Raw genomic sequence first — 12,630 nt, forward strand, 5'->3', positions numbered from 1 at the left:
GATCGACCTCGTGGCTGGAACGAGGTTCGACAGGACCTTGAAGTTTCGTCCCTATACGAGGGTGGAGGCATCGGTGCAAAAAACAGCCCTCATTGGTCTCAGCCTGCTGGCGCTGCTTGGCTGCGCACCGGCGGGCGCCGCAGATTTATCGACCACAATTGCGTCGATGGCAGAGCCGGTACAAAACGCCTACACGTTCCTGCATGAGAATCCCGAGCTGGGGAAGAAGGAGCTCAAGGCGCAGGCGTACCTTCAGGATGCGCTGAAGGGATTTGGCTTTACCGAGTTTATCGCCTCGACCGAAGCGCCGACGGCCGTAATCGCAATTCTTGATAGCGGCAGGCCGGGACCAACGATTGCATTGCGAGCCGAGATGGATGCCCGGCCCCTCGAACTCAACGCGATCGAGCCGACGTCTCATACTCCGCGCTCAGGGATCGACGGCTTGATGCATAATTGTGGCCACGATATCCACGCGTCGATCCTGCTTGGCACGGCTGGCATTCTGATTGCCAACAAGGAGCGCATTTCAGGAAAGATCGTGTTCTTATTCCAGCCGGCCGAGGAAACGCCGGGAGGCGCCGACGACATCGTGCACGAAAAGATTCTCGAGCGCCTCGGCGTCAAGGCAATGTTCGCCGAGCATGTCGCTCCCGGCATGCCGATCGGGACCATCGCCATCGCACCCGGATTTGCCCTGGCCGGAAGCAACTATTTTCATCTCAAGATCAAGGGGGCGGGCTCGCACGCGGCTGCGCCCAATCAAGGCAGCGATACGCCGCTCGTCGCGGCCCGCATGGCGATCCAGCTATCTGAGTATCCGGCTCGTCACCTTGATATCGCTAACAAGCCCGTTATCATTTCGGTCACACGACTCCTCGCCGATGGCAATGCAGGCAATGTTATTCCCGCAGAGGCCGATGTCAGCGGCACCATCCGCAGCTTCGAGAATATCGCACAGGGCGAGAACGGCGAGCCCTCACTCAAGGAAAAGCTCGATCAACTTGTCTCGCGAATGGCAGCGGAGGCGACTGTAGATTACGATTGGGCGATCCGACCGGGTGCGCCCGCGACTCGAAACGACCCTGCACTGTTCGAGCAGATCATGCCGCCTCTCGCACGGGCATGGCCGGGGGCGCTTGAGACCCACCCTGGGCGCGGCATGTTCTCGGAAGATTTCTCATATTATACGGACGTCATGCCCGCGCTGTACTTCTCCATCGGCGTCAGCAAGGACGGACGCGGACTGGCTGGAGTCCATACAATGGAGTTTGATGCGCACCCCGATGTCTTCGCTCAAGGCCTTCGTCTCATGACGACGTTGGCCGTCATTGGGACCACTGGGAAAATGGACTGGCAATAACCAAATGACGCGTACCATCGACGCACCCCGGTCCGATGAGCGATAAGGTGACATTCACGACTATGGTCACCCCAACCGCACGAGAGGGCGGCCAGGATCCCGGATATTGCAAATTCTGGGATTGCAAGGCAGGCCCAGGATAACCGTCTCGCCTGCCAAGAGAAAAGCTAGAACGGCACAACTCTGTACGGTTAAATGGGCACGCGGGAACGGGCAGTGATAGCGACGCCGTCATACTTCATGACGGCCGGCCCCTTTCCCGAGTGCCCCCGGCGAGGAGCTCCGCATCTCCTTGCGCGAGGGATCGAAGCCGGATGGCCGAGACGCAAAGCGGCTCGGTTCACGAGAGCCCGGTGCGGCGGAAGCCGCACGCGCGCAAGCCAAAGAACTCGCCAATCGAAGATCTAGATTTCCTCGCGCGCGTTTGTCTGCGCGTCATAGATCCTGATTTGAAGCAGGGGAAAACGTTTCTTTAGTTCTTCTCCACCTGCCCTGGCACCGTCTCTGGTTGCAAATTCGGCTTTGAATCGGCCATCCACTTCAAGCGCGTATCCAGAGGCCGGCAGTTCACGGGTAGCTGCAACCATTTCATTCCCATTGTGCAGTGAGGTGATCGGGAATGATGGGTAACGTGAGTCGCCCAAACCGCGCTAGACCCACCTGCCACAGTGCGGTGATCGGTCATCGCACGCGGTGGATTGACGTCTCGCAGTGGTTCGCATCAAGGATGGGCATTTGCATCGTCCGAACAGGAAGTCGGGTTTCCGCTGGCGCGGATGCATGCACGATAGAGCCACGGCTCGACGTAGCTGCCCTTCCAGAGCCCTTGGCCCGCGCGCTCAGCCTCGCGCTGAGCTTCGTGATATCTGCCCTTCGAGTATTGGGGCCAATCCAGCGCGAGACCGTTGCGCACAAGCCATTCCGCAAGATCGTTGCCCGCGACCGAACAGGTCGCGACCGTGCGGCCATACCGGTCGAGGCTGAGCGGGACACAGTTGACGGGACGCTGGGCAATGTAAACGTCGAGGTCGTTCGCAGCCTTCGAACCACAGCGGTACTGGGAACTGTCCTCACCGCGACATAGCTCAGCGCTTTCCGGAGCATCCACCCCCCCAAAGGCGGATCCGCGTTCCATGAATTTCCAACGTGTCGCCGTCAATGACGCTGGCCTGACCGACAAAGCTGTCGGCAAGCGCCACGTTCGATAACAGCAGCATCAATACAAGGACTCGGCGTTTGATCATGGCGTTGGGTACCAGCGATTAGCGCAGATTGCGGGGATTGAATTTCGGCCAGTTCTCAAGCGGCTTTAGCACCGGCAGATTCTCTGGCCGCTCGGGATAATGAAACTCCGTGCCACGCAGCCATCTGCCCTCGAAACGGTTCCAGAACAGGATCGCATCCATCTGCCAGGTAAACTCATAGACCTTCCAAACACCGTCGCTCTTTATGACTTCACCAGTTGCGTTGAAGGGCAGGCTGTTGAGCTTGCAGAGCGCGTAGATCTCATCCCAATGCTCGCGGATATAGCGATCCTCCAGAGCCACGTGATGCGGCCGGTCGGCTCGCCAGCGCGGGCCGCCGCCACGCGGATAGAAGCCTTGGCGCGGCATCAGGAATTCGGGGATGCGCGCGATCGCCTTGCCGATCCGGCGCGCCTCATCCGACGAAAGCTTGCCAACGCCAAAGCTGTAGCGCTGCGCGTCGTCGCGGCAATAGAGCTACGCTAGGGTCACGCCGTTGGCGTCCCTGACCACGTAGCACTCGGAATTTTCCCGGACCAACGTCCGGGGCGGCTTGAAACGGCGGCTTGACTCCATGAGAACAAAATAAGAACATACATCATCGACGGTCAACCTGGAACAGGACCGTGTCCTCCCTCTCTGAAGCGAACGGATGCCACCGTCGAGCAGGCAACCGCCATTTCTGCGGTTATATGCGTGCGGCTATTCGTGCATGGCGATTGTGGATTTCAGATACCAACGCTTGCTCAAGCCAAGCGATTCAATCACGTTCCATTCCCCCTGACGAACTCTTGTTAGTTTGATGGGGTTGCCGCCATCGGCACCCTTCCTGTGATCCGGCCTCACGGCTGGAGGTTGCTGTAGCCCGCTCCCGCGTATGCCGAGGGAGTGAGCCTGCGGGCTGTATGTCCCGCGCAACAGGAAAGGAGAGCGTCATGCGTAGTGGCAGCAGTCGAAAGCCAGTTTTTGTAAACGAGTATGACCGGTTCCGGTTCGGAAGGTGGGAGCATGTGTCCTCCCACTATCGATCCCTACCGGGTCAACTGGACTTCGGCTTCTGACGTGAGGAAGCATCGGCTTCCGTAACGTCCGCCGATGGCGGCTTCTGGGGCTGGCCTTGGCCACGCCTTTTAGCGTTGCGTCGAAGCGTTCCTCGGAGTCGTCCCTCTCGGCCTCGTTGGCCGCTTAGTTATTCCTGCGCAGGTTACGAGCTCATCGGAGTAGCGATTCTGCCCAAAACAACGAGCCATTTCCTCGGCGAGGCGTCAGATAGATACGGCGCGCGGAGTGACACGCTTAATAGGAGCGTAGACTGATGAATCGGCGCCGATTTGAATGTCGCCCGAGCTTCGGTGGACGCGCGGCTGGGCGAGATGCCCGGTGAGCATGCCCTTGATCACTTCGGTGTCGATTCCCAGAAATTTGATTGCTCCGGGCATGTCCTGCTCAAGCCTTCGCGCCGTCCTGATGGACACTGGCAGGATGCCGCTTGGCCCAACGGGCACACCCAGATAGGTGGTCTCTGCTTCTCCATCCAAGTCGAGCGAAGCCCCCTCTTGAGGCCGGCCGGCATCGCTTACTTGCCCGACAAGCAGCGTTGAAGCCAGTTCGCCATAACCCATGCCGGCGAGGAGGTGACCGACATGTGAGCGAGCGACATCCTGGATCATCTCGTCTCGATCTTGATTCGACGGCGGCTGTCCCCGCGTCTCCGGGTCCAAGGCGAAAAGGAAAGCGTCACGCGGTGGGAGTTCGGCGCCCCAGCGTGACATCACCGCCCATCCCTTCGTGCTGAGGGCTGTCCATCGCTTCTTGTTCCCGCTCCCTAACAGCTTCTCGATCACGACACCATGGATCTGCCCTTCTGCCGTCTTGATGGGCCCAGGCTTTCCGCCTCCGGTGCCGGTGCCGGGTTGGCTCGTTCCCTTCGCCTCGGCAACCGCGAGGCGCTTCGGTCCCCCGCATACCCAGTCGGGAAGCTCGCTGCCCTTCCCCGGCAAACGAACAACGCGCATTCGCCTTGAGATCGCGGTGGGATTGCCGTCGATGGGCGAGAACCAGGCAAAGCGGTGATACCTCTCCAGGTAGGCTCGCGCGAAGAAGCGCCCGAACAGTCCCGAGAAGGCTCGCCGCATCTCCTTGCCAAGCCCTGGCCCCTTGCCCTTCCACACAAGTTGGTTGGTGCCGGGGGCGAGGAGTTCGTCAAAAAGGACCGCCAGCGGCCTGCTCGAAGCTCCGCTCGTTTGAGTAATCTCCCGCATGGCGCAAGCCGCCACGAAAGCGGTATCGAACTCGCATGACGCGCCCGGCACGGATCCCGACATGAGTTCCGCGGGACATGCGTTGGGAGGCCTCACGATGTAGCGAACTTGGTGTACTCCCATAGTGCCTTCGCGTGAAATGCCACTAGCCGGATGCCTGGCAACAACGCAGTGTGGCGGCTCTCATCTCGCCCGAATAGTGCTATGCGCGTGCGGCGCGGTGTTTCCTGTGAATCCCGGCTACCTGCCCGGCACGTCGCACCTCCGCATCGCGTGGTGGCGTGCGTTCGATGATCCGACAGTTGGGCTGGTTGTTCACCTCATCCCAATCGCACCTTTCCACCTGCTCGGGATGGCTCGGCACATCGATGAAGATTGGGTAGTCAGAAGGTGTGAGCTTAGCCACAGCCTTCTTTGCTTTCTTGGCCTTCGTCGCCATCTCAATCGCTCCTCTTGAAAATACCCAGTCACTAGCGCGCGGGGCTCAATCGATTTGAAATCTCCAGCCCGATGAGCGCGGCTGCAAATGCCGCCTGCGCCGCCTGCCCCGTGAGTCCCTTGGAATCGCCGGGGCCAAACACGATCGTCAGATCATGGGTGCGATCGCGAGAGGTCGAGAAAAGTGTGCCGTTCTGGTTGATATTTGCGCGAGTGAGCACCCAGGCTGGATTGATTCCTCCGCTTGAAAGAATCTCAAACCTGACCTCGTGGGACAAAACATTCTGCTGAAACGAGCCGACCTGCGTGGGATCAGCTTCGTGCGTCGCAACAGCGCCGATGTAGTCGTTCAGCCACTCCACCGTCTTGAGATTATTCTGAATGAGAGGCGATGAAGCCGGTCCGCGCTGAATGCCGGGGGTGCAATAATGCCGATCCAGCAGTTGAGGTATTGTGTAATAGAAATTCAGCTTGTTGGTCCTAGTCGCGTCGGCCGACAAGGTGCCTGCGCCGGCCAACGTGAACACAGAGGTCAACGGTGTGGGCGGCGTGAAGACCACGGTGGGATTGAGAGTTGTCTTCTCCTCGACCGTGAGGCTGAGGGTTATTTGAACGCCCCATGTCGCGAGAAACGACGAGGCCAGCTTCTTGTTCGGACGCCCCTTAAATGGATCATGCTCGACAACCCATTGCACGGCGTCGGCGACCTCGCAGTGAACACTTTGGACAATGTCCTGGACGAGGATTTGACCTGCACCGGTGTCGCCCGGGACCTCCTGGATATCTGGGACACGGAGACCACATGCGCCGACCAGGCATGCGCCAAATATCGACGCGATCAATCGCGATGCAATCATCGCTTCCCCCGCAAAGAAAATAACTAGCGTCGATTCGAAAATGCCATTAAGGCGAACATGCAATATGCTCGACCTTTACGTGCAACAAGCACAGATAGAATATTCGATTGATTGTTTCTCTGTGTTGCATCACTGCAACATCGATCTCGTTGGGCACTCACCGCGGCACACCGCATTTCTTGCGGCTTCCTGGCTGCGTGGCCCGGCGGAAAAAATCTTATGTTCCTGGTTTGTTCGATCTATCAGCCCGGCATATCCTAGAAGGAAGCCTTCGCGGGTGAGCGCTTCAATTTGACCGCCAGCACGGAACAGCCACCAACGGGACAACCATGATCCTGACTGACAACGAGACTAAGGTCGATCTCCTCAACAATGAGGCGATCGCCACAACGATTATCGAACTGCTGCGCCATCGTCCCGATCAGCCTGTAACCGTTGGCGTCCACGGCGATTGGGGCGCCGGGAAATCGAGCGTTCTCGAGATGATCGAGGCGAAGTTTGAAGGCGAGAAAGAAATTCTTTGCCTGAAATTCAACGGCTGGCGTTTTCAGGGTTTCGAAGATGCCAAGATCGCGCTCATCGAGGGGATCGTAACCGGTCTGGTCGAGAAGCGCCCGGCCCTTGCTAAGGCCGGTGAAGCCGTCAAGGACGTCTTTCGCCGTATCGACTGGCTCAAGGTTGCCAAGAAGGCGGGCGGCCTCGCCTTCACGGCCTTCACCGGCATTCCAAGGCCTGATCAACTTCAAACGATCTTCGCCACCCTGGAAGATCTTCTGGCCGATCCGACAAAGCTGGCCACCAAGGACAACCTTGAAGCCGCCGTGGGCGGCATCAAGGATCTGCTGAAGCCGAAAGGCGACGGCCAATCCACCCATATTCCCGAGGAAATAAACGCCTTCCGGAAGGCATTCGATGATCTCCTGGAAAAGGCAGGTGTAAAACAGCTCGTGGTCCTGATCGACGACCTCGACCGCTGCCTGCCTGATACGGCTATCGAAACACTGGAAGCTGTTCGTCTGTTCGTCTTCACGTCGCGCACGGCCTTCGTGGTCGCTGCTGACGAGGCCATGATCGAATATGCGGTCCGCAAGCACTTTCCCGATCTACCGGACACGACCGGCCCACAGACCTATGCTCGGAATTATCTTGAGAAGCTCATTCAGGTGCCTTTCCGCATTCCTGCGCTCGGCGACACCGAAACGCGCGTCTACGTGACGCTGCTTCTGATCGGCGCCGAGCTCGGCGAGAAGGATGAAGCATTCAACGACTTGATCGCGGTTGCACGAGAGCGCCTGAAGCGCCCCTGGAAGTCGGCCTCTCTCGACGCAGCATCGGTCAAAAGTGCGCTCGGGGAAAAGGCTTCTCGCGCCAACAATGCTTTAGCTCTCAGCGACCAGATTGGACCAATCCTCGCGAGCGGGACCAAGGGCAATCCTCGTCAAATCAAGCGTTTTCTCAATACGCTCGTCTTGCGGCAACGTACCGCCGTGGCGCGAGGGTTCGGCGACGACGTGAAGTTGCCATCGCTTGCCAAGCTCATGCTCGCGGAACGCTTTATCCCCCGTCTTTTCGAGCAGATCGCCGCAGTCGCCGCGACTGCGACCGACGGGAAATGTTCCGATTTGTCGACCCTGGAGGCAATGGCAACGAAGAAGGACGAGGCAAAGGCACCCGCCGCCAAAGGTGCCGAACCGAAAGCGCCCGCGAAGCTTGAGGCCGTGAAATCGACCGAAAGCGCAGTGCTCGGCGAGTGGCTTTCCTCGCCTGCCATCATGGCCTGGGCGGCGGTTCCAACCAGGCTCGGCTCCGAGGATCTGCGTCCCTATCTGTTTGTTGCAAAGGATCGCAAGGACTACTTCGGAGCAGCCTCAGCTCTCGGCCATCTGACCGCGGTCGTTGAGCAGCTCTTCGGTGGCAAATTCGCGGTTCAGGGCCTGGAGGCAGAACTCCGTCGGCTCGCAGCGCCCGAAGCCGCACAGGTTTTCGAGGCCGTCCGAGGTCGCATCGTCGGCAGCTATAGCTTCGACACGGAGCCACCTGGAGTGGCGGGTCTGGCCGTACTCGTTAGGGGGCATCCAATTCTGCAGGGAAATCTCCTCGATCTCCTTGAAAGCTTTCCGCGCAATCGCCTTGGCCCGTGGGTTTGTAGCGGTTGGGAAGGCGTGCTGAAGGATCCTGACGCAACGCAACGTTTCGATCGCCTTCTCCAGGCTTGGGGTAAAGAGGGAGACGTGATGCTGAAGACAGCCGCCACGGGCGTGCTCCGCGCACGTCAAGGAGCTCGCTAGTGGGCACATCCAGCGCCTTTGGCGGCCAGGGCGGCGGCACGCCGCTCGTACCCAGCTGGCTTGAAGATGGAGGCGCCCCGTCTGCCGCTCCAAACGGAGTTCCAGGCATCGACGTCACCGCGCCCGGCAACGACGCGGACGCCGCTCCCGCAGTTACCTCGCCGCCGGCGTTGCCGCCGATCCCCCCAATGGCAGATCCCACCCGATTTTCGGCAGCGCGCAATAATTTCTCTCGCTTTGCCGGCTCCGGTGGGAGCGATGGCCGGAGCCTCGGGCGGGCAGTTTCGCACTATGTCGGATCATCATCGGGTGGGGCTCGCACAGCGGCCACACGGATGGGGTCGGCACGTGGCGCAGGCGGCCGCCTCCTCGGCTTTCTTTCGGATGCGGTGAACCGCGGTACGGCTGAGGCGCTTCGCGCACTCAATCTGGGAGCTCTCGCAGGCCGACCGATCGAGGAAATCTTCCTCGGTCTGGCGGACTATGTTTGCCCAGACGGAGGATCCATCGACGAAGGCATAGCACGCGAAGCATTCATTGAGACGATCACAGACCTCGCGGGCGCCGGGATAACTGATCTCGACGGCCTGACGGCGGATCAGATGCAGACCGTGTTTGAGCTTTACGCCACCAATGCCATCGAGGCGCGTCTCTGCAACGACATCGGAGCAAAAACCATCACCCTGCCGTCCGATAGCCGCGAAGCCGAACGGGTCCAGACACGACTACATGACTTTATCCGCCGCGCGGTCGCCGACGCGCTCGCAACCTCGCGCACGGTCGCCACAGCTTTGACGCAGGATCATGTGCTCGCCTTTGTCGGACGCATCTACGAGCAGGCATTCGGAATATTGCAGATCATGGGCGACGTCGAAGCGGAGGCACGATGAGGCGTCACGTCATCATAGGCCGTTTTGGGCCGGGCGACCGAAGCCGAATTCCGCTCGGCGACGGCGAAATCGCAACTCGGCTCGATCTGATCGCCGGGGAACGATCGTTCGACCACGGCATCGGCCACGCCCTTGCAGATCTCGCTCGCCTCGGCGTGCAACCATCGGAAATTGGAATTGACGTTCTCGTACTGGCTGCGCATGTCCACGCCGCCGATACACGCGTCTCGCGCGTAAGCGAGTCTCAGGATGGATGGACGCGAGAGATCCGGCTGGTCGTGCCGGTCTCCGATCCTGCGCGATGGGCGTCGGTCGCCCAGATTTTCGTCCGAATGCTCAACTTCCTCACGGGTGACCGTTGGACGATTAGCTTTCGAGCTCGGCCGCGACGCTTTGTCAGAAGCGCGCGCGCGCGAACTATGTCACTGATCGCGCCTCCTTTCGACGACCTCGCGCTGTTCTCAGGTGGGTTGGATAGCCTGATCGGTGCGATCGACGCCTTAGAAGCTGGTCGCACGCCCCTGTTGATCAGCCATGCCGGTGAAGGTGCCACGAGTGATGCGCAATCGACCATTTTCGAGGCTTTGAAATCGCACTATCGCCATCGGGCTTTCGATCGCCTACGCCTCTGGATGGCTTTTCCCGACGGCTTCGTCACCGGCTCGGATGGAGAAAATACCACTCGTGGCCGGTCCTTCCTGTTCTTCGCGCTTGGGGTATTTGCCGGCAGCGGGCTGGATCGACCCTTCACCTTGAAAGTGCCGGAGAACGGTCTCATTGCCGTGAACGTTCCGCTCGATCCCTTGCGCCTCGGCGCCCTGAGCACGCGGACGACGCATCCGTTCTACATTGCGCGCTGGAACGACGCGATCCGCGGATTGGGTCTGGATGGATACATCGAAAACCCCTATTGGGACCGGACCAAAGGCGAGATGGTGGCTTCGTGTGGGAATGGCGTACTGCTGCGACGCTTGGTCCCCTCGTCGCTATCCTGTGCGTCTCCCACAAAGGGGCGTTGGCAAGGGCTGGGAACGCAACATTGCGGATACTGTCTGCCTTGCCTGATAAGGCGAGCTGCGCTCGTAACTGGGCTTGCGTCAGACACTGACCCGACCGTCTACACAATCGACGACCTGACCAGCCGGGTTCTCGATACACGCCAATCCGAAGGAGTTCAGATTCGCTCATTCCAACTCGCGATCGAACGGTTGCGCGCAAAGCCACAGCTCGGGCCAATTCTTATCCATAAACCGGGCCCCCTTTTCGATGAAACGCCTGAACGGCAGGCTGCCATTGCCGCTGTCTACCGGCGTGGGTTAGAGGAAGTCGGTACATTGATCGACGGTGTGAGGACGCGACCAGGATGACGGAAAGCCCCCCCACGAATGGCGTGGATTTTCACTGTCATCTGGATCTTTATCCAAACCACGAAGCAGCGATTGCCCGGGCGGAAGCCGCGAACATCTACACTCTGACCGTGACAACGACGCCGAAGGCTTGGGCACGCAATCTCGAGCTCACTCGAAGCACCCGGTTTGTTCGTGCCGCACTTGGGCTGCATCCGCAGCTCGTCGCGGAGCGTGCCGGTGAACTCGCGCTGTGGGAACGACACCTGTCCGAAACGCGCTACGTTGGCGAGGTCGGCTTGGATGCAGGCCCGCGTTTTTACAAGTCCTTCGAGCACCAGAAGCGTGTTTTTCGTACGATCCTCGAGCGCTGCTCGGATGCGGGAGGAAAGATTCTCACCGTCCATAGCGTGAGGAGCGCACCGACAGTACTGGACATGATCGAGCAACATCTGCCCCAGCACCGCGGTACCGTCGTTCTTCACTGGTTCACTGGCAGCAAACGCGACATGCAGCGCGCGGCCGCCCTGGGATGCTATTTTTCTGTCAACGCCGAGATGACCCGCTCGGATCGGGGTCGCATCCTGGTCACTGAGATGCCCTTGGATCGCATCCTCACCGAAACGGACGGCCCGTTCACTCAAATGCAGGGAAGGCCGGCAGAGCCAGCAGACGTTCGACTGACGGTCGCATCTATCGCCGATGTCAGAAAGATGGCAACCAGCACAGTCTCGGATAGCGTTCGCAAGAACCTGCAGACGCTCCTGAAGGCCTAAGCTCCGCTCTCACTCTGGTTCCCTCGGTGCTGCATGACCTGGATCGCTCTTTAGATGGTGGGCGAGCGTCCGCAGTCGCGCGGCGAATTTCTTCAACCCTGCCCTACTGTCCAGGTCGGCGACATATTCGTCCCATGAGGGCAAACTCTTCGTGAGATTGGACGCCGCCTCTCGCGTTGCCGCCTCGATAAATTCCGGCGCTTCGTCGAACAAACCCACGAGAAACTCATCCGGCGACAACACGCGAACGCCGAGCTTTACCAGCTCTTTTACATCGAAATCGACGAGGTTGTTTGTGATCAGCACACATGGCGCGACGGCAACGGCCGCGCCGGCGACGTGGCGGTCTTTGGGGTCGGTATTTCCGATGCGCTGGTCTGCGTCGAAATCGCGAACGATCACGTCCGGAAAGTGCTTGCCAATGAGCGGCAGCGTTCGCTGCGACACCCGATCTCTCGTCCGATCCCCCAGATTACGAAGCCACGATGAGGTCCGTCCACCTGGCCTCGAACGCGTCATTCAGCGCAAGCTGAAGCAGGAGATTGCGAAGCGCGTTCGAGTACAGAACGTTTGCATCAAGGAGTGCGGTTACCGGTCTTGGCATAGTTCGCCTCGAGATCCTCGGTATCGGCAGCTAGTTCGGCCGCAGCCTTCCGTCGCTGCTCCTCATGCTGCTTGAGGTGCGCAACATCCGCGACACGGATCCGTCGATGGGTGCCCACCTGCCGAAACGGCAGTTTTCCCACATCCATGCGCTTGTACACGAGGGGACGAGAGATCCCCAACATCTCAGCTGCCATCTCGGGAGAGACCTCATCCACCGCCTTGAAGACCAAGGTTTCGCCCGGCTGCGCAATGGCATCGAGAAAATCGTGCACTGCCCGCAGGAGCGACAATGGCATTTCGGCCAGGATCGGCTGTCCGGAGGGATCGGTACGAAACAGGCCCCCGCGCGCCACAAGCTCGCTAAGCAGGCCTGCCCCCTTCCTTGCCTCCTCCCGATCACGATCCTCAATCCTGAGCCTGGTGACCGCGTCAGTCATGGTCCACCTCCACTCAACTGTAATAACTGTAAGTCTTGTCAGGTGACATTTCAAGGCAACCACTTTATCGCAGAAATAACAGATACTTAGCTGATCGGGAGACATTGCGCCAAGAAAGCTGCCC

13 protein-coding genes are annotated in these 12,630 nt (G+C 59.6%); 5 read left to right on the forward strand and 8 right to left on the reverse strand.

Annotation, left to right across the window (positions count from 1 at the left end; genetic code table 11):
• Positions 1-73 precede the first annotated feature (73 nt).
• Positions 74-1,363 carry a M20 metallopeptidase family protein gene (locus ACNJYD_RS30780; protein WP_439364225.1) on the forward strand — a complete coding sequence of 430 codons (1,290 nt, stop codon included), beginning with the start codon at positions 74-76 and terminating at the stop codon, positions 1,361-1,363.
• A gap of 404 nt (positions 1,364-1,767) precedes the next feature.
• On the opposite strand, the gene ACNJYD_RS30785 is transcribed toward ACNJYD_RS30780, so the two are convergent.
• From ACNJYD_RS30785 to ACNJYD_RS30810, 6 genes are all read right to left on the reverse strand, one after another.
• A complete protein-coding gene (locus tag ACNJYD_RS30785; protein ID WP_439364226.1) occupies positions 1,768-1,950 on the reverse strand; it encodes a hypothetical protein in 183 nt (60 codons plus the stop codon).
• A 134-nt stretch (positions 1,951-2,084) separates the two neighbouring features.
• Complete coding sequence (locus tag ACNJYD_RS30790; RefSeq protein WP_439364227.1) at positions 2,085-2,498, reverse strand: thermonuclease family protein; 414 nt, start codon at positions 2,496-2,498, stop codon at positions 2,085-2,087.
• A gap of 127 nt (positions 2,499-2,625) precedes the next feature.
• A complete protein-coding gene (locus ACNJYD_RS30795) occupies positions 2,626-2,976 on the reverse strand; it encodes a hypothetical protein (protein ID WP_439364228.1) in 351 nt (116 codons plus the stop codon).
• 896 nt (positions 2,977-3,872) lie between these two features.
• Positions 3,873-4,931 (reverse strand): hypothetical protein, encoded by a 1,059-nt coding sequence (locus ACNJYD_RS30800; protein ID WP_439364229.1) that lies wholly within the window; start codon positions 4,929-4,931, stop codon positions 3,873-3,875.
• A 139-nt stretch (positions 4,932-5,070) separates the two neighbouring features.
• Positions 5,071-5,307 (reverse strand): hypothetical protein, encoded by a 237-nt coding sequence (locus tag ACNJYD_RS30805; RefSeq protein WP_439364230.1) that lies wholly within the window; start codon positions 5,305-5,307, stop codon positions 5,071-5,073.
• Between the two features lie 31 nt (positions 5,308-5,338).
• Positions 5,339-6,163, reverse strand: a complete 825-nt coding sequence (locus ACNJYD_RS30810) for a hypothetical protein (protein WP_439364231.1) — start codon at positions 6,161-6,163, stop codon at positions 5,339-5,341.
• 329 nt (positions 6,164-6,492) lie between these two features.
• On the opposite strand from ACNJYD_RS30810, the gene qatA reads away from it, so the two are divergent.
• The 4 genes from qatA to qatD are packed head-to-tail and all read left to right on the forward strand — an operon-like array spanning position 6,493 to position 11,463.
• The gene (gene qatA / locus ACNJYD_RS30815; RefSeq protein ID WP_439364232.1) at positions 6,493-8,451 is read left to right on the forward strand and encodes a Qat anti-phage system ATPase QatA; all 1,959 of its coding nucleotides are present in this window, start codon (positions 6,493-6,495) and stop codon (positions 8,449-8,451) included.
• Entirely contained in the window at positions 8,451-9,341 is an 891-nt protein-coding gene (qatB, locus tag ACNJYD_RS30820) for a Qat anti-phage system associated protein QatB (RefSeq protein WP_439364233.1), read from the forward strand. Before qatA ends, qatB begins: the two co-directional genes overlap by 1 nt.
• Positions 9,338-10,708, forward strand: coding sequence for a Qat anti-phage system QueC-like protein QatC (qatC, locus tag ACNJYD_RS30825; protein WP_439364234.1), 1,371 nt, complete (start codon positions 9,338-9,340; stop codon positions 10,706-10,708). Before qatB ends, qatC begins: the two co-directional genes overlap by 4 nt.
• Positions 10,705-11,463 (forward strand): Qat anti-phage system TatD family nuclease QatD, encoded by a 759-nt coding sequence (qatD, locus tag ACNJYD_RS30830; protein ID WP_439364235.1) that lies wholly within the window; start codon positions 10,705-10,707, stop codon positions 11,461-11,463. Before qatC ends, qatD begins: the two co-directional genes overlap by 4 nt.
• Before the next feature lie 9 nt (positions 11,464-11,472).
• On the opposite strand, the gene ACNJYD_RS30835 is transcribed toward qatD, so the two are convergent.
• Together ACNJYD_RS30835 and ACNJYD_RS30840 are read right to left on the reverse strand one after the other, a co-directional pair.
• Complete coding sequence (locus ACNJYD_RS30835; RefSeq protein ID WP_439364236.1) at positions 11,473-11,910, reverse strand: hypothetical protein; 438 nt, start codon at positions 11,908-11,910, stop codon at positions 11,473-11,475.
• A gap of 128 nt (positions 11,911-12,038) precedes the next feature.
• On the reverse strand, positions 12,039-12,506 hold the full coding sequence (locus tag ACNJYD_RS30840) for an excisionase family DNA-binding protein (protein WP_439364237.1): 468 nt from the start codon (positions 12,504-12,506) through the stop codon (positions 12,039-12,041).
• Positions 12,507-12,630 lie beyond the last annotated feature (124 nt).

Origin of the sequence: Bradyrhizobium sp. SPXBL-02 (assembly GCF_051853065.1) — a bacterium.
In the GTDB taxonomy this organism is placed as follows: domain Bacteria; phylum Pseudomonadota; class Alphaproteobacteria; order Rhizobiales; family Xanthobacteraceae; genus Bradyrhizobium.

Coding starts and splice junctions, on each gene's coding strand:
- ACNJYD_RS30785 (WP_439364226.1), bottom strand. CDS start 1,950: ATGGTTGCAGCTACCCGTGAACTGCCGGCCTCTGGATACGCGCTTGAA.
- ACNJYD_RS30790 (WP_439364227.1), bottom strand. CDS start 2,498: ATGGAACGCGGATCCGCCTTTGGGGGGGTGGATGCTCCGGAAAGCGCT.
- ACNJYD_RS30795 (WP_439364228.1), bottom strand. CDS start 2,976: ATGCCGCGCCAAGGCTTCTATCCGCGTGGCGGCGGCCCGCGCTGGCGA.
- ACNJYD_RS30800 (WP_439364229.1), bottom strand. CDS start 4,931: ATGTCGGGATCCGTGCCGGGCGCGTCATGCGAGTTCGATACCGCTTTC.
- ACNJYD_RS30805 (WP_439364230.1), bottom strand. CDS start 5,307: ATGGCGACGAAGGCCAAGAAAGCAAAGAAGGCTGTGGCTAAGCTCACA.
- ACNJYD_RS30810 (WP_439364231.1), bottom strand. CDS start 6,163: ATGATTGCATCGCGATTGATCGCGTCGATATTTGGCGCATGCCTGGTC.
- qatA (WP_439364232.1), top strand. CDS start 6,493: ATGATCCTGACTGACAACGAGACTAAGGTCGATCTCCTCAACAATGAG.
- qatC (WP_439364234.1), top strand. CDS start 9,338: ATGAGGCGTCACGTCATCATAGGCCGTTTTGGGCCGGGCGACCGAAGC.
- qatD (WP_439364235.1), top strand. CDS start 10,705: ATGACGGAAAGCCCCCCCACGAATGGCGTGGATTTTCACTGTCATCTG.
- ACNJYD_RS30840 (WP_439364237.1), bottom strand. CDS start 12,506: ATGACTGACGCGGTCACCAGGCTCAGGATTGAGGATCGTGATCGGGAG.